The organism is Coprococcus sp. RTP31081st1_H1_RTP31081_211007 (genome assembly GCF_040227275.1).
GTDB lineage: Bacteria > Bacillota > Clostridia > Lachnospirales > Lachnospiraceae > Coprococcus > Coprococcus aceti.
On the sequence record NZ_JBEHVP010000001.1, the window covers coordinates 787355 to 803908 of the forward strand.

Genomic DNA, 16554 nt, shown 5'->3' on the forward strand with positions numbered 1-16554 from the left:
CTACAGTCTAAAACATATATCAATAAAGAAAAGCCTGTGACATATACAGCAGTTATCTGCCGGTATATGTCACAGGCTTTTTCTAATCTATTTTTCCAGTATGCTCCAGGCCATCAAAGTCCGTCATACTCTCATGCTCAGGAAGCTTTGTGAGCGGTTCTTCCTTCTCCTCTATCTTCTCAAGGATCTCCTTGTACTCATTGTCCTTGATGTGGTTTCCTATGATCTCCGCCACATCCGTAACTGTGACAAATGCGGAGGTATCTATGGAATTGATGATGTTCTTCAGCTCACCGATCTCAAATCTCGTGATAACACAGTAGAGCACTGTCTTGTTACCGCTTATCATTCCCTTGCCCTGCATGATGGTAACTGTTCTTCCAAGCTTCTTGTATATCTTGTCTGCCACCTCTCTGGCATCATCAGTTATGATCATGGCTGCCTTCGCCTGCTCAAGACCGGTCTCAACCATATCAAGCACCTTTGATGTTATAAAGTATGTAAGAAGACTGTACATCGCCCTGTCCAGACCAAAGAGCATTCCCGCAATAGAATATATGATCAGATTCATGCCCAGAACAACTCTTCCAACCGGCCAGTCTTTTTTCTTGTTCAGCATGATGGCCACGGTCTCCGTTCCATCCAAGCACCCGCCGAACTTGATGATGATACCAACTCCAAGTCCAAGTATCACACCGCCGAAGCACACCGCAAGTATGGTCTCTGAGGTTGCATTTTCAAGGGGTTTGAATATCTCCACAAATACTGAGAATACAGCCATGGAATAACCGGACTTCACCATGAACATCTTACCAAGCTGTCTTGAACCTATTATAAGAAACGGAACATTAAGAACGATCGTCAGAATACTCAGGGACACTTCTGTGAGATTATTGATCATGATACCTATACCGATGACTCCTCCGTCAAGTATGGTGTTCGGCACGAGAAATTCTTCGATAGCAAATGCAGCTATAACTGCGCCAAGTGTCAGCATTACAAATTCCAGCAGTAATTTTAGTTTTTTTGTCATACTCATCTTCCTTTCCACATCATAGTCGTTTCTTCCTTCCCCTGTTCTCCTTTCAGAATTCCTATTCTCATAACTCCCTGATCATCTGTATCCGGTTACCGAAATTCCACCATCCGTTATCTCTACACATATAGCTCCATAGTCTATGGTACTCATTACATCAGCTCCACAGGCATCCAAACGCTCCAGTGTCTCCCCGTGCGGATGACCATATCGGTTATTCTCCCCCGCCGATATGATCGCAAGATCCGGGTCGACTGCTCTCAGGAACTCCCCACTCGTAGAATATCTGCTGCCGTGATGTCCGACCTTCAACACATCAGCACTCAGATCACCGCCCTCCGAGATAAGCTCCCGTTCTCCATCTTCTCCCAGGTCTCCCGTAAATAAAACACTGTACCCTCGATACTCCAGACGGATAACCGCAGAAAGATCATTTGCATCTTTTATATCAGTTTTTTCGGACGGATGCAAGAAATTTAACCACACCTTAGCTGCATCCTTGCCACAGGACATTTGAGAACCGCCGTCCATATATATGATATTTACGCCTCTTTTCTCTGCCAGCTCAAGCAGTTCACCCATATTTTCAATATCACCATACATCGGAACCACAAGATTATCTATTCTGATACCGGAGTTCGTATCGCTTAGAAGATATTGGATACCGGACACATGATCCTTATCTCCGTGTGTCACAAATGCATAATCTACATGAGCTGCACCATAAAACTTTAGAACAGGCACCATCACGTACTCACCAACCTTATTGCTACTCGACGAGCCCCCATCTATCAATATATTTACTCCCATGCCAGACCTTATAAGTATGCCGTCTCCCTGACCAACATCCATAAATACAACTCTGAACTCCCGGTCAAATGAAGCTGCTTCGTAACACACGCAGCACAAGGTCATGATCACAGCAGCGCACAGACAGACCATCCGCCTCCTCACCCTGGCGCAGTCTGCACTCTTTGCTCTTACAAGCAGGATCAGCACTCCAACCATAGCCATATAAAATACTACGATCATCATAACCGACACATGGCCTGTATTTATACTGTAAAATGGAAGCTTCATCGCCCATTCGCAAAGCTGCCTGTATATTGCAAGTATCAGCTTCACAGGAAACGCTCCTATGCCCACCGCCATCTCATTGCCCTGTAGTATCCCGGGAAAAATAAGCATAGCCGCAATCACGACGATACTCACAAATATTATCACAGAAACCAATGGCACTATGAGCAGATTCAGAAAGATCGAATACAGCGGAAACTGGTAATAATAGAATATAACAAGCGGTCCGGTGGCAAGTGTTATCGCCAGATTCATTACAAGTGTACTGACTACCTTATTCTTAGTTGGAATAAGCTTTTTCATAAGTGCTCCAGGCACCGCCATCCCCAGCACTGCGGCAAAAGACAACTGAAATCCGGCATCAAGGATGATACCCGGATCAATCAGCGCCTGTATGACTGACGCGGTTCCCGCGGATGTAAGCATATCAGGGCTTCGCCCCTTTACCTGACCGATCACAGATATCACCATCATTATCATGGCTCTTACAGTTGAACTCGCCATCCCAGTCATAACTCCGTAAAGTACGATCACAGATATAGCCATTATACCAGATGCCATATATGACCCTGTAAGCCTTCGCAGCACGCCGAATAATGTCATTCCTATTATTGCTATGTGCACACCGGATATCGCCAGAATATGAGCTATTCCATTCATCTGAAACAGCTTCTTCGTATCCCTGTCAATGCCGCTCTTATCCCCCAGTAGCATTGCCTTTATCACCGAGCCATCCGTCTCTCCAAACACACTGTCTGTGATCTCCCCGGACTTTATACGCAGCCTGAACAGACTGTCTCCTATACGGCTGTAGTCCTCTCCACACTCCAGAATGGAGATATCCTTTCCTACTATATATATTCCCTTGTGCGAATAATATTCCCGCGCATCGAATTCGCCCGGATTATCTGCAGAGTCCGGCCTTGACAGACTGCAGCTTAAGGTCAGCTTCATTCCGGTCTTCAGGCTTCCCACGTCTTCCATGTACAGCAATACCTTTGATCTTCCCCGGTATTCCACAGTTTCTTCTGAGTCGCCTCCGCCAAATGTTATCCATTCCGCATACACATATACCCGCCATTCATCGCCGGACTGCCTGATCTCGTACACCTTTCCTTCTATACCGCCCGGCTGCTGCCCATCGAGCTCTTCTGCGAGTCTCTCCTGCTTTGACATAGCACAACCATTCATATAACCGGTCAACAAGATCATTCCAAATATCATCATACTCAGAACGCATCTGACGATCCTGTTCTTTCTGTCTTTATCACCATGAGCTTTGCCACTATAAAAAAACATGGCTGTACCGGCTTTGTCCATGTAAACCGACAATACCGGTGCAGCCAATATGATCAGACCAATTATAAGCACTGAACTGTCAGCAGCCTCTTTATACGCCTCTCCAAGCGCAAAGCATACTGCTATCCAGAATAATGGTCTCTTTATATTCGTATCCTCCTGTTTTGTTCAAACTTCTGTTTATATCTCAAGCTTTGAATAATCAGCAGTAAATTTCCTGCTGAGATCGATGTTGTTCAATCTGTTATTTGTATTATCCACATTTATCTGTACACTCTTGACATCTTCAAGCTCCATGAGGGAATCCACAACAGAATACACAAGTATCTCATCGTCCACACCTGCTGTTCCATCCGCAAAGCTCTCATTAAATGTTATCGTACACACATCGTCAGCATCATCCACAGTGACACTCTTAACCACAGTTTTCTCATTGAGCGGTACAACTGTTCCATCGTAACTCATTCTCAGTCCTGCAACCATCTGTTCCTCCAGTGATTCAGGCGCTGATCTGTCCAGATCTATGGTCTTCTGAACCAGCTTCTGTCCTGTGCTGTCCGGCATATATATGTTGTACTCTTCATGTGGATTCATGAAGTTGTCCATATCTGAAAATGAATCATTTGTGAGCTCCTCACGCACGATACTGTTCTCATTTGCAATGTCAGTGTATTCATACACAACCTTCTTCACCGATTCGATCTGTGTCAGAGTTCTCACAAATGCCGCCTTGCTTAGCACCATCTCATATGTGTCAGTGGCCTCCCAGTCAACGTTGAACATAAGATTGATCGTCGCCTGACCGTCATATGTATATCTCTGGTACGTAACGCCCTGGGGAACCGGAACCTGTTTATCCGTCATTTCCCCACTGTCCATCAATGCGTTCATCACAGTGTCGATAAGATTCTCCGTCGTGACGAGCTGGTCTCGGGTGAAAACCTCCGGGAACAGATCAGTCCACGTTGAGTTTGCGTAGTACAGAGTCAGATTTTCATCTGAATTGTCTGCTGAATTTTTCTTTCTGCCATTCTTGCTGTCGCTTCCACACGCCACAAGAATCACCACTGCAGCCATGACCACGGCAGTGAGCATAATTCTTTTTTTCGTCGTCATATTAATCCCTTACTCGTGAGCCTGTAATGGAACCTTTACCGTAAATGTAGTTCCTTTTCCCGGTTCACTATACACATTTATAGTTCCTTTGTGCATGATAATTATATTCTTCGTGATGGCTAGTCCCAGACCGGTTCCACCAGTGTCTCGACTTCTCGCCTTGTCTACTCTGTAGAATCTCTCAAAAATATGATTTATGCAATCCTCCGGTATTCCTACACCGGAGTCTGCTACCTTGATATAGAAGTTCCTGTGGTCTGAATTGAGCGAAACCTTTATCCAACCGCCATCAACGTTATACTTTATTCCATTCTCTATCAGATTCGAGATCGCAAGAGTAAACTTCACCTTGTCTATCTCTGCCTTTATGTCTCCAAAGCTCTCAAATGAAAGCTGTATACTTCTCTTCTCCGCCAGAGGCTTAAGTCTCTTGAGTATGAGATCCATAAATTCATTCATATCCACAGGCTCTTTATTCAGGCTGTCAGGGCCTTTGTCAGTCTTAACGAGTGTAAGCAGATCACTTATGATCTCTGCCTCCCTGTCTATCTCCTGAACTATATCCTCCATGAATTCTCTGTACATCTCCGCCGGCACATCACTCTGGGTGAGCAGCGACTCTGACAGAACCTTCATGGATGTTATCGGTGTCTTTAACTCATGTGAGACATTTGACACGAATTCCTGACGGGACTCCTCAAGAAGCTGTGCCTTGTTGAATATATCGTTTATATCCTTTGTCAGCTCCTGTGTCTCCCTGAACATACCGTCCACGCTCATCGGTTCAAGGCTGCCGCCTTTCATTCCCTCTATCTCGTTTCTGACATGGTTCACATCCCTGACTGATAACTTAGCCGCAAAATAAGCAGCTATCAATCCAAGTATCAACGATATCGCAAACAGATAAGTTGCATTTCTCTTCATATATATTGACAGGTTCTCGAGAGCATCGGTCTCAAGAGATATCAGTGCCACCGCATCTGTATAGCCCTCACTGTTGATCACTGGAACTATGCGCCTGTACACATTTTCCTCTGTCTCTGATATATACTTCTGCTGCCCCTTCATTACGCTGAACACGTTCTCATCCACCAGATATCTTCCGGTGTCTTTTCCATAGGAGTCCACCACGACCTTGTAATCAGTATCCACTATAACTATACGGGCAGAGAGAGAATAAGCCATGGTCTTTATCTCGTCCACGGCTCTCCCTATATCATCCTCCGCCTTGTGTTCATTCACTATATGGGCAATGTATTCTGCACACTCCTGTGCGTGTCTGTCAAGATTTCTCTCACTCTTCGAATTCACAGTGCCCGCCAGTATCCACAGTGCTGCATAGGCGATCACTGCCACACTGACTGCCACTATAAGCGATATGATCGTTCTCTGCCCCACTCTGATACTGACTCTGGATCTCTCCTGGGCGGTATTCTTCTCTTCAATTTTTTCTGTTTCAACTGTTGCACGTTTCTTTTTTTTCATATCAGCCCTTGAAGAAATATCCTACTCCCCATTTTGTATGAATGTATACCGGCTCACCCGGATTAGCTTCTATCTTCTCACGAAGTCTTCTAACATGCACATCAACTGTTCTCGCATCTCCCGGGTAGGAATCTCCCCAGATCGTATTCAGGAGTTCATTTCTTGAATATACCTTGTTTGGATGCGCCATGAGCAGCTCAAGAAGGTCAAACTCTTTGGCTGTCAAATTAAGCTCCTTACCACCGACAAATACACGTCTGCTGTCAAGCTCAACCTTCATTCCGTTGATCTCCATTACATTTGACGGTTTTGCAGGTGCCTGCTTGCGGTTGCTTCTTCTAAGTATAGCCTTGATCCTGGCCTTCACCTCAAGAATATTAAATGGCTTTGTTATATAGTCATCTGCACCATACTCGAGTCCCATGATCTTATCCATGTCCTCACCCTTTGCAGTGAGCATGATAATAGGAACATTGGAAAACTCTCTGACCATCTGGCAAACCTCTATTCCTGTGTATACAGGTATCATTATATCCAGCAGAACTATATCGTAATCATTTGCCTTTATCTTCTCTATAGCTTCACCGCCATCGTAGGCTGTATCCACTTCCATATCGTCCTGTTCCAGGCTGAACTTCAGCCCCTTAACGATCAACTTCTCATCATCCACAACAAGAACTTTCTTCATCTTAACATCCTTTCTACCCCGAGACTCATTTACTCTGTCGATATATATGTCTCCAGTTTCTCATATATACTGTCTCCTATGCCGCTGACATTCTTAAGGTCATCTTTGCAGGCAAATGCTCCATTCTTCCGTCTGTACTCAACAATCTGCGAGGCCTTCGTCTCGCCTATTCCCGGTAACGTCATAAGTTCCGCAGCATCTGCACTGTTGATGTTGACCAGTCTCTGTTCCGACGCATCTGTCCCGGCTTCGCTCTCATCCGGAAGCTGTTCACCTCCGACAGGAAAGTACAGCTTCTGACCATCCTCAAGCACATCTGCAAGATTCACCGCAACGGTATCTGCGTCATCGGAGAATCCTCCCGCCGCCTCAAGGCCATCATTCGCCCTGGATCCGGCTTCGAGCTCATATACGCCCTCATTCTTCACTGCTCCGCATACAAAAACTGTTATGTATTCTGGAGTTTCTGAATGTATCGTTACACTGTCGTCTGCTCCGGCTTCTTCCGCGCCTTGCTGCGAAGCTTTCTCCGTAACATTCTCTTCTGAATTACCGGATATAGTTACCTGTTCTTCTCCACAGCCGGAACACAATAATGTCATTGTCAGCACGCATAAATATGCTAAATTTTTAATTATTTTCTTCATCGTGCGACACCTCCTGTGTCAGCACAGAATTACACAGGTTTATTGTATCTAAACACCTCTGAATTTACAACAATATATTTCTATTTTATTTCATTTTTGTTACTTTTTTCACAAAAGAGCCCTTTTATCCCTTATTCATTGATACTTTTTACAATACATAAAAATGTAACATTTTTATAAACTCCCCGATTCAGATCAGACATAAAAAAACAGCATACATGACCGGTAATCTTCCATCCTTACAGATGGCTGTCCACCATGGTCATATATACTGTTTTATAATTTACTATTTTATTATTTGAAGCTTTGTTATATTCTGCCATGCATCCTAGAATAAAGGCTCCTTGAGGATAGCAGTTCCGATACCCTTCTGGGTGAAGAATTCAAGAAGCAGGCAGTGCTGGAGACGGCCATCAAGTATATGCACTCTTGAAACTCCATTTTCCATGGCTGTGATACAGTTGTTAAGCTTTGGAAGCATACCACCGCCGACAACGCCCTTCTCTATGATGTCCTTTGCCTCGTGTATATCCATCTCTGAGATAAGTGTTGACTTGTCTGTTGGATCAATAAATACTCCCTCGATATCTGTGAGGAATACAAGCTTCTCAGCCTCAAGAGCTGTTGCTACTGCACAAGCAGCATCGTCCGCATTGATGTTGTAATCCTCGTAGTTCTCATCCACTCCTATAGGTGCGATAACCGGGATGAAATCATCCTCGATAAGTGATGTAAGGATGGATGTGTCAACATTTGTTATCTCTCCCACATAACCTATATCCTTGCCACCAGGGAACTTCTTCTTGACTGTGAACATTCCGCCGTCCTTGCCGCTGATTCCGACTGCCTTAAGTCCGATCTTCTGCATGAGACTTACAAGACTCTTGTTGACCTTGCCGAGAACCATCTCTGCGATCTCCATCGTCTCTGCATCTGTAACACGGAGACCGTTGATAAATTCTGCCTCCTTGCCGACCTTCTCTACCCATTTGCTGATCTCCTTGCCGCCACCGTGTACGATGACCGGCTTCATGCCGACAAGCTTCAGCATGGCAACGTCCTTGATAACGTTGTACTTGAGATTCTCGTCAAGCATAGCGCTTCCGCCGTACTTTACAACCACTGTCTTGCCCTGGAATTTCTTGATATATGGCATAGCCTCTATCAGTGTCTGTGCCTTCTCAATTACCTGATCTACTGTGTAATCACCTATAACCATTTTTCTGTCCTTCTTTCTTCTATATTTATATATCTTCGGTTTATCTACCTTAGGTTTATCTGTCTTTTGCCTTCAACTTTATCTTCCAACCTGATCAATGTCAACGATTAACGCATCGTCTCAATTTAGTCTTATTTGATTTATTGACTATAATCTATTTTTAAATTTACGCAATATGTTTTATCTTATAACCTGCTTCCATTTTTATATGGCTTATCTCACTGGATTTTACTTTCTATAATCCGCATTTATCTTGATATAGTCATATGTGAGATCGCACCCCCACGCTGTGGCCATCTCATCCCCCATATTCATATGCGCCTTGAGCTTTATCTGCTTCTCTGAGAGTATGTGGCTTGCTTCCTTCTCATCGTAATCAGTTGTCACTCCATGCTTTACGATCTCAAGATGTCCTGCCACACTGGCTATCTCTATATCCACCCTGTACGGATCAAACTTCACGCCGCTCTGTCCCATGGCGCAAACTATTCTGCCCCAGTTGGCATCAGCTCCGTACATGGCACACTTTACAAGATTGGAGGCCACTATCGCCTTTGCCAGATGTCTTGCAGTATCCTTATCCGGCATGCCCGACACATCCACCTGAAACATCTTGGTAGCACCCTCGCCGTCCGAGGCTATCGCCCTGACAAATGCGCGGTTGATATATCTTATTGCCTCGACAAATGCAGGAAAGTCGTCATCGGTCTCCAGCAGCTCCTCGTTGCCCGCCATGCCATTTGCAAATATCATGACAGTGTCGTTGGTGGACATATCTCCGTCCACTGACACCATATTGTATGTATCGACCACGTCAGCCTTAAGCACCTTGCCCAGCAACTCTGAACTGATATTCAGGTCTGTCGTGATAAAGCTGAGTACGGTTCCCAGGTTAGGATTGATCATTCCTGATCCCTTACACATACCTCCGATGGTGACCTGCTGCCCCTTGATCTCTAAAGTTACGGCTATCTCCTTCTTATAGATATCAGTCGTCTTGATCGCCTCCGCGGCATCCACTCCGGCATCTATAGAATATGAAAGCTCCGGCACCAGCATATCTATACCGCTCTGTATGACATCCATCGGAAGTCTCATTCCTATGACTCCTGTAGAAGCCACCGCAACCGTACTTGGATCTATGCCAAGGCTCTTACCTACATGGGCTGCCATGGCCTCAGCATCGTGGATTCCCTGTTCGCCAGTACAGGTATTTGCCACACCGCTGTTTACCACCAACGCCTGACACATTCCCACATTCTGGCAAAGCCGCCTGTCGTATATGACCGGTGCCGCCTGAACCATGTTCTGTGTAAATGCTCCCGCTACATTAGCCGGAACATCACTCACCAGAAGTGCCATGTCTTTTTTCAGTTTATTTCTTCTTATTCCAACATGTAGTCCCGCTGCCCTAAAGCCCGCAGGGGCTGTCACGCCTCCCGGAATTATCTTCATCCTACCACCTTATTTCCAAATTTATGGGAAAACAGGAGCCATGCGGAGACCCTCTGCCTCGTCAAATCCAAACATGATGTTCATGTTCTGAACCGCCTGACCTGCAGCACCCTTTACAAGATTGTCAAGTGCGCCCATGGCGATGACTCTGTTTGTTCTCTCATCTATCTTAAAGTTGACATCCACATAGTTGCTGCCCTCAACCCATCTTGTCTCAGGACATACATCCTTGTCGAGGACTCTGATAAATCTCTCATTTGCATAGTACTTATCGTATGCGGTTCTCACTGTATCGTAATCGACCTTCTCCTTGAGGTTGGCATATGCTGTCACAAGTATTCCTCTGTTCATAGGAACAAGGTGTGGAGTGAAGTTGATAACTATCGGACTGCCATTCGCATATCCAAGCTGCTCCTCTATCTCAGGGGTATGTCTGTGTGTCGTAACTCCATAAGCCTTTATGCTCTCATTGACCTCACAGTAAAGATTTGCGATCTTCGCGCCTCTTCCTGCACCTGATGTTCCGGACTTGGCGTCAACGATGATGGAGTTGGCATCAACCAGACCTTCCTTAACCAGTGGGTAGAGTGAAAGGATGGAACATGTTGTGTAGCATCCAGGGTTTGCAAGAAGTCTGCACTTCTTTATATCCTCCCTGTTGATCTCACAAAGACCATACACAGCCTCGTCAATAAACTGTGGGCTCTTATGCTCTATCTTGTACCACTTCTCATAAGTAGCAACATCCTTTATTCTGAAATCTGCACTGAGATCTATGATCTTCACCTTTGACAGAATCTCCTCATTCACCAGTGATCCGCACAGTCCCTGTGGTGTAGCTGTAAATATGACGTCTACTTTTGATGCAAGCTCCTCCATGTTGTCGTCCATACACTTTGCGTCCACGATCTGGAACATATTGCCGTATACCTGATAATATTTCTGATCGATAAAGCTTCTTGAACCGTACCATACGATCTCCGCTTCCTTATGTCCAAGAAGGATTCTTACTATCTCCTGTCCTGCGTATCCTGTCGATCCGATAATTCCTACCTTAATCATAACTGCCTCCATATATATGTAAAAATTTATATTTCCATTCCCACGGATTTGTCTTAAGGCATATCCTGTTTGATTGTATACCCACTTAGTCAGCCTAGTCAACATTCATCTAATCAGACGATATGTTATCCCTCCTACAAAAAACTTTTTATAATTATACATTTTGATTGCATATTATGCAATGGTTTTTTTGAATATTTGCATAATCGTTAAAAATATACGGTTCATCAACGTTTTTGCCGCCATTTAGCTATGTATCCATGTATAAATCACATGCATATTATACGCTGATTAAATGGATATTTTGAAAAATTGCTTGCATAATATACATTTGCGTTGTATAGTTCATGTAGGCGAAAAATGGAATATATTATAAAGTAATTTTTCAAAACACTATATTTATAGGAGGATTTATTAAAATGGCTAAAGAAAAAGTTGTACTGGCTTATTCAGGCGGTCTTGATACCACTGCCATCATCCCATGGTTAAAGGAGACATACGGATACGATGTTATCTGTGCATGTATAGATGTAGGTCAGGAGAGCGAGCTTGAGGGACTTGACGAGAGAGCAAAGTATTCAGGAGCTGAGAAGCTTTACATCATCGATGTTGTAGATGAGCTCTGTGATGAGTACATCATGCCAACAGTTCAGGCTGACGCTGTATATGAGAACAAGTATCTTCTCGGTACTTCATTTGCAAGACCTATCATTGCAAAGAAGCTTGTTGAGGTTGCACGTAAGGAAGGCGCTGTTGCCATCTGCCACGGAGCTACAGGCAAGGGTAACGACCAGCTTCGTTTTGAGCTTTCTATCAAAGCTCTTGCACCGGACATCAAGGTTATCGCTACATGGAGACAGCCTGAGTGGACTATGCAGTCACGTGAGGATGAGATCGCATTCTGTAAGGCACACGGCATCGATCTTCCATTTGATGCAAAGCATTCTTACAGCCGTGACCGTAACATCTGGCACATCAGCCATGAGGGCCTTGAGCTTGAGAATCCTGCAAATGAGCCAAACTACGATGACCTTCTGGTTCTCTCAGTTACACCTGAGAAGGCACCTGATGAGCCTGAGTACATTGACCTTGACTTCGAGAAGGGCTACCCTGTAGCACTCAACGGCAAGAAGATGAAGACTTCTGATATCATCCGTGAGCTGAACAAGCTCGGCGGAAAGCACGGTATCGGTATCATCGATATCGTTGAGAACCGTGTTGTCGGCATGAAGTCACGTGGTGTATACGAGACACCTGGTGGAACTATCCTCACAGAGGCTCATAAGCAGCTTGAGGAGCTCACACTTGACCGTGATACTATGGAGTACAAGAAGCTTGTTGGAACAAAGTTCGCAGCACTTGTATATGAAGGAAAGTGGTTCTGCACTCTCCGCGAGAGCCTTTCAGCATTTGTTGCCAAGACTGAGGAGCGTGTAACTGGTCATGTAAAGATGAAGCTCTACAAGGGTAACATCATCAAGGCTGGTACTACATCAGATTATACTCTGTACTCAGAGAGCCTTGCTTCATTCACAACTGGCGACCTCTACGATCACAAGGATGCTTCAGGTTTCATCAACCTGTTCGGTCTTTCAATGAAGGTTCGTGCTATGATGGATCAGAAGCGTGAGGAGAAGGACAACGCTAACAATAAGTAATTTATTATAGTGTAGACATGAAACATCCCCCATCATACTCGTTATGAATATGATGGAGGATGTTTTTTCTTGACAAAACAAAAAGACTGAAATAGAATATATCAAAAGAAATGGGTTTTCACCGTACAGTTTTACGACTCAAGCGGGCTGCTCGTTTCTTTTTTTATTGTGGTAATATCATGCAGGTACTTATTACCATCCTCTGAATGTTTTATAAGAAGAATAGCTGTGAATATATTATATCTATCTAAATTGCCCGTTTTATCATCATACACAGGCAGTCCAAACCTTATATCATATCTATACCAACCATATTTAGCATCTTTATTATGCTTTTGCTCTTTATTCTCTTCCCAACGTGGATTTTTGGCTATTTTTATTAGCTCTGGAATTCCCTGTGATGCTGATGCCTTTGCCTTTTTTCTTGCACCTTTTAATGCAATTCTGCTTTTCGAACCTGCATATTCAGACGGAAATTCTTTTCCAATATAAACAACATCATTTGTTTCTGTAATTTCATAACAATCCGATATATAGCCTTTTAAGTATTTTTCTATCTGCTGCCAATCATCTTTTGATAAGCCTTTAAATTTTTTGTCATTAATAATTACTATTTGATTATTATTTTCGTCCGTTATTATACTAACATTCCTGTTTTTTATCATTCAGTAACTCCTTTATTATTTTATATTTGCCAAAAATCATTATGGAAATTAAACTATAGAAATTTCAGATCACTTATTTCTACTAAAAAAGAACTAAAATCTTATTTGAGAACAATGAGTAAAACTCCATCATTGTCAAGAACTCTCTCACTATGTATCTGCATTATATCAATGCTAGCGAAGATGTAAACCCACTTATAACGAATTTACACTTTCTTAATGAATTTATACACATCGTATATCTCGACGATATTTGAATGTATATCTATAAAAAAAGATCCGGAGCCGAAGCTCCAGATCTCCCTAAATACATATCATTTACAATATCGCTGCACCAACGTACATTATTTTAAATTACAGTCTATATATTCCATATATGACTTTTTTCCAACTTCTGATTCATTTTCCACATACCACTCTGCGCATTCTTTCAATCCATCTTCCAATGATATTGTTTCCGAGTATATTTTGTTCTGCTGCTGCACATCGAGATAATATTCATAGTTATAAAAACTGAAATAATTTCTCTGTTCTATATCCTCACTGACATTTACAAACGCAGGGATCTTATCAAAGCAGGCGTAACACATCGTCACCCAGTCTTTTATAGTGACCGGCTCCACATTTCCCACATTCATGATATGAGTCTCCGGCTTTTCCTCTATTACTCTCTCCATCAGGATACAGAGATCCTTCACATGGAAGAACTGCAGCTTCATTCCACCATCTCCGGGCAGATAAAATGGTCTGTCCGCCCTGGCGCAGTCAAATACAAAAGCCTCCCTGTATACATTGTTCATAGGTCCATAAATATATGGTGGTCTGAGTATGTAAGCATCACTCACTCTGTCAAGTAATGCATCCTCCGCAGCAATCTTATCCGTACCATATGACCCCCAGTATCTGTTGAGTGCCCGTTCTGAATCTTCACGGAATGGCTGATCTCCATACTCTGGATACACTGCACTTGAGCTTATCATGATATACTGACCAAATGAACCAAGGCTGTCACATAAGTCTGTGATATCTTCCGCATTATATGCGGTTATGTCCGCCACAACATCAAAATAGATGTCTTTGAGTTTGTCTCCCAGGTCATGCCTGTCCGTTTCTATAAGTTTCACACCTGGAACCTGCGGTCTTGAATTTCTGTTGACCACATACACCTCATAGCCTTTGTCCACAAAATACTGCGCCGCATACCGGCTTACAAATACTGTACCACCCGTTATTAGTATTTTCTTCATGGAGAGCCTCCTTTAAATTGGGATTTTTTATCTACTCACCAAGTTCCAGTACCACACTCTCATTTCCAGCTAATTTCACTGAACTAAGGTCTGACACACCTGTCTCACCAGAACTTGAATAAAGTACATTTGTAACTGTTATGTCTCCGCACTCAGCAAGTGATACCGTCTGATCGCCCTCTGCAAAGTTGTGCACTACCAGCAGCTTCTGTCCATCCGCCTCACGGAAGTACGCTATCACACTGTCGCTTGTGAGCGCTGCCGCTCTATAGTTTCCTTTCATAAGGGCAGGATTGTCTTTTCTAAGCGCTATCAGTGTCTTGTAATATGAATACATTGAATCCGGATCTTTCATCTGTTGGTCAAGTCCCTTTGTCTCTGCATTCTGATCGTCCTTTTCCCATGACGTGTTGTATGTACTGTCATCTCCCCACAGGAATGGTGTCCTTATCATCTCATCCGGCTTGCTGCCGTACATTCCGAGTTCCTCGCCATAGTAAATATATGGATTGCCTGGAAGTGTCATATATACCGCTGCTATCTGTCTCGCCTTATCCAGGCTGTTCACCGACGATGCTATCCTGTCCTGATCGTGATTTGCTCCAAATACTCCATTCAGATAGTTGACATCCACGCCGTCATATTTATTCTGTATATTCTCTATCGCCACGGAAAGAGAATCGCCAAATCCTGGCACCGCCATGCCTTTCTGTACGCAGTTCAGTATCTTCTGCTGAATCGCAAAATCAAACTTCGTGTCAAATGGCTGGACATAATTTTCCAGCACCTTGTCATCCTGCCATACCTCACCCACCAGATATACATCAGGATTTATGCTCTCGCAGTAACCGGCAAATTCGTTCCACCAGGTGATATTTGCCGCTTCAGAATCTTCCTGCTGCTTGAACTCGTGCGCCCCATAGATATGAACTGCGGCGTCCATACGAAAACCGTCAAGGCCAAGCTCCAGCCAGTGACCGGCGGCATCCTTCGCAGCCTGTCTAACATCCGGATTGTTATAGTTCAGATCCGGCATATCCGCGCCGAACACACCATAATAATAGAAGTCTCCTTCCTGGTGCCACACCATATCTCCCCAGCTTGATTTGTCGAGAAGATGATTGCAGTCTTTCTTGTCGGTCTTGTACACCCACCTGTAATAATCTCTGTACTCGCTGTTCTCATCGGACTTTGCCGCCTGAAACCACGGATGATTGATACTGGTGTGATTGATGACCAAATCCATGATGACTTTCATGTCTCTGCTGTGTGCTTCGTCAAGCAATCTCTTAAGATCATCCTCTGTTCCGTAATCGGGATTCACCGCCATGTAATCCGTCACGGAATATCCGTGGTAGGTATCGGATGCAGTGATCGGCATGAGCCATATCCCATCGATCCCGAGCTCCTTCAGATAGTCAAGTTTCTCCGTGACGCCATTCAGATCGCCTATACCATCACCGTCTGAATCGGCAAATGATCTGACAAATATCTCGTAATACACGCCGCGATTACCCTCTTCGTCGGTCTTCTTACGAGGCTCTGCCGTAAATTCTGCCACATCGTATGCATCACTGGAATATGTTCCCTCTGCATAAGGCTCGTCATTATCCTTTTTAGACTCCTGTCCATTTTCTTCTTCGGCTCCGGCATCTGTCTGATCGTTTGTCTGACCATCCGCCAAAGTCTCTGCTTCTGACGACGCAGCACCGTCCGCTCCGTCATCTGTTTTGCCGCACCCTGTACCGAGTCCAAGTGTAAGGGCCAGCATAACCACTGCAAGTCTCTTCTGCAGTCTGAGTAAGTTGTTCTGTTTCAGCACTTTCTTTTTAAGCACTTTCTCGTTCCTCCTATACTCCCTCCAAAGAACATTATAACAGACCATGCCTCATAACTTCCA

13 protein-coding genes are annotated in these 16554 nt (G+C 44.0%); 1 reads left to right on the forward strand and 12 read right to left on the reverse strand.

All coding sequences use genetic code 11. The annotated features are described in order from the left end of the window. Positions 1-82: 82 nt before the first annotated feature. The 9 genes from ABUA31_RS03450 to argC all read right to left on the reverse strand — a co-directional run bounded on the left by ABUA31_RS03450 (position 83) and on the right by argC (position 11084). Complete coding sequence (locus tag ABUA31_RS03450) at positions 83-1033, reverse strand: YitT family protein (protein WP_238050452.1); 951 nt, start codon at positions 1031-1033, stop codon at positions 83-85. A gap of 81 nt (positions 1034-1114) precedes the next feature. Further along, positions 1115-3484, reverse strand: coding sequence for a DNA internalization-related competence protein ComEC/Rec2 (locus tag ABUA31_RS03455; RefSeq protein ID WP_349818453.1), 2370 nt, complete (start codon positions 3482-3484; stop codon positions 1115-1117). A 108-nt stretch (positions 3485-3592) separates the two neighbouring features. Next, the gene (locus tag ABUA31_RS03460; RefSeq protein ID WP_117874671.1) at positions 3593-4528 is read right to left on the reverse strand and encodes a GerMN domain-containing protein; all 936 of its coding nucleotides are present in this window, start codon (positions 4526-4528) and stop codon (positions 3593-3595) included. A gap of 9 nt (positions 4529-4537) precedes the next feature. Beyond that, a complete protein-coding gene (locus tag ABUA31_RS03465; protein ID WP_022217180.1) occupies positions 4538-6013 on the reverse strand; it encodes a sensor histidine kinase in 1476 nt (491 codons plus the stop codon). 1 nt (position 6014) lies between these two features. Next, positions 6015-6701, reverse strand: coding sequence for a response regulator transcription factor (locus ABUA31_RS03470; RefSeq protein WP_015533197.1), 687 nt, complete (start codon positions 6699-6701; stop codon positions 6015-6017). Positions 6702-6730: 29 nt separating this feature from the next. Then, a complete protein-coding gene (locus ABUA31_RS03475) occupies positions 6731-7348 on the reverse strand; it encodes a ComEA family DNA-binding protein (RefSeq protein WP_015533198.1) in 618 nt (205 codons plus the stop codon). A 328-nt stretch (positions 7349-7676) separates the two neighbouring features. Next, positions 7677-8567, reverse strand: coding sequence for an acetylglutamate kinase (argB, locus tag ABUA31_RS03480; protein WP_022217178.1), 891 nt, complete (start codon positions 8565-8567; stop codon positions 7677-7679). Between the two features lie 228 nt (positions 8568-8795). After that, entirely contained in the window at positions 8796-10022 is a 1227-nt protein-coding gene (argJ, locus tag ABUA31_RS03485; protein WP_055143951.1) for a bifunctional ornithine acetyltransferase/N-acetylglutamate synthase, read from the reverse strand. A 21-nt stretch (positions 10023-10043) separates the two neighbouring features. Continuing rightward, a complete protein-coding gene (gene argC, locus ABUA31_RS03490; RefSeq protein WP_022217176.1) occupies positions 10044-11084 on the reverse strand; it encodes an N-acetyl-gamma-glutamyl-phosphate reductase in 1041 nt (346 codons plus the stop codon). 419 nt (positions 11085-11503) lie between these two features. Between argC and ABUA31_RS03495 the strand changes: the two genes are divergently transcribed. Next, on the forward strand, positions 11504-12742 hold the full coding sequence (locus ABUA31_RS03495; RefSeq protein ID WP_004848633.1) for an argininosuccinate synthase: 1239 nt from the start codon (positions 11504-11506) through the stop codon (positions 12740-12742). A gap of 131 nt (positions 12743-12873) precedes the next feature. On the opposite strand, the gene ABUA31_RS03500 is transcribed toward ABUA31_RS03495, so the two are convergent. The 3 genes from ABUA31_RS03500 to ABUA31_RS03510 all read right to left on the reverse strand — a co-directional run bounded on the left by ABUA31_RS03500 (position 12874) and on the right by ABUA31_RS03510 (position 16491). Further along, positions 12874-13407: a hypothetical protein gene (locus ABUA31_RS03500; protein WP_004848629.1), complete on the reverse strand. Its 534-nt coding sequence runs from the start codon at positions 13405-13407 to the stop codon at positions 12874-12876. A gap of 344 nt (positions 13408-13751) precedes the next feature. Next, a complete protein-coding gene (locus ABUA31_RS03505) occupies positions 13752-14654 on the reverse strand; it encodes an NAD-dependent epimerase/dehydratase family protein (protein ID WP_055279842.1) in 903 nt (300 codons plus the stop codon). A gap of 31 nt (positions 14655-14685) precedes the next feature. Next, positions 14686-16491, reverse strand: a complete 1806-nt coding sequence (locus ABUA31_RS03510) for an alpha-amylase family glycosyl hydrolase (protein ID WP_349818452.1) — start codon at positions 16489-16491, stop codon at positions 14686-14688. Between the last annotated feature and the right edge of the window lie 63 nt (positions 16492-16554).

Excerpts from the sequence above, each read along its gene's own strand:
- ABUA31_RS03450 (WP_238050452.1), bottom strand. The coding sequence starts at position 1,033 with ATGACAAAAAAACTAAAATTACTGCTGGAATTTGTAATGCTGACACTT.
- ABUA31_RS03460 (WP_117874671.1), bottom strand. The coding sequence starts at position 4,528 with ATGACGACGAAAAAAAGAATTATGCTCACTGCCGTGGTCATGGCTGCA.
- ABUA31_RS03465 (WP_022217180.1), bottom strand. The coding sequence starts at position 6,013 with ATGAAAAAAAAGAAACGTGCAACAGTTGAAACAGAAAAAATTGAAGAG.
- ABUA31_RS03470 (WP_015533197.1), bottom strand. The coding sequence starts at position 6,701 with ATGAAGAAAGTTCTTGTTGTGGATGATGAGAAGTTGATCGTTAAGGGG.
- ABUA31_RS03475 (WP_015533198.1), bottom strand. The coding sequence starts at position 7,348 with ATGAAGAAAATAATTAAAAATTTAGCATATTTATGCGTGCTGACAATG.
- argB (WP_022217178.1), bottom strand. The coding sequence starts at position 8,567 with ATGGTTATAGGTGATTACACAGTAGATCAGGTAATTGAGAAGGCACAG.
- argJ (WP_055143951.1), bottom strand. The coding sequence starts at position 10,022 with ATGAAGATAATTCCGGGAGGCGTGACAGCCCCTGCGGGCTTTAGGGCA.
- argC (WP_022217176.1), bottom strand. The coding sequence starts at position 11,084 with ATGATTAAGGTAGGAATTATCGGATCGACAGGATACGCAGGACAGGAG.
- ABUA31_RS03495 (WP_004848633.1), top strand. The coding sequence starts at position 11,504 with ATGGCTAAAGAAAAAGTTGTACTGGCTTATTCAGGCGGTCTTGATACC.
- ABUA31_RS03500 (WP_004848629.1), bottom strand. The coding sequence starts at position 13,407 with ATGATAAAAAACAGGAATGTTAGTATAATAACGGACGAAAATAATAAT.
- ABUA31_RS03505 (WP_055279842.1), bottom strand. The coding sequence starts at position 14,654 with ATGAAGAAAATACTAATAACGGGTGGTACAGTATTTGTAAGCCGGTAT.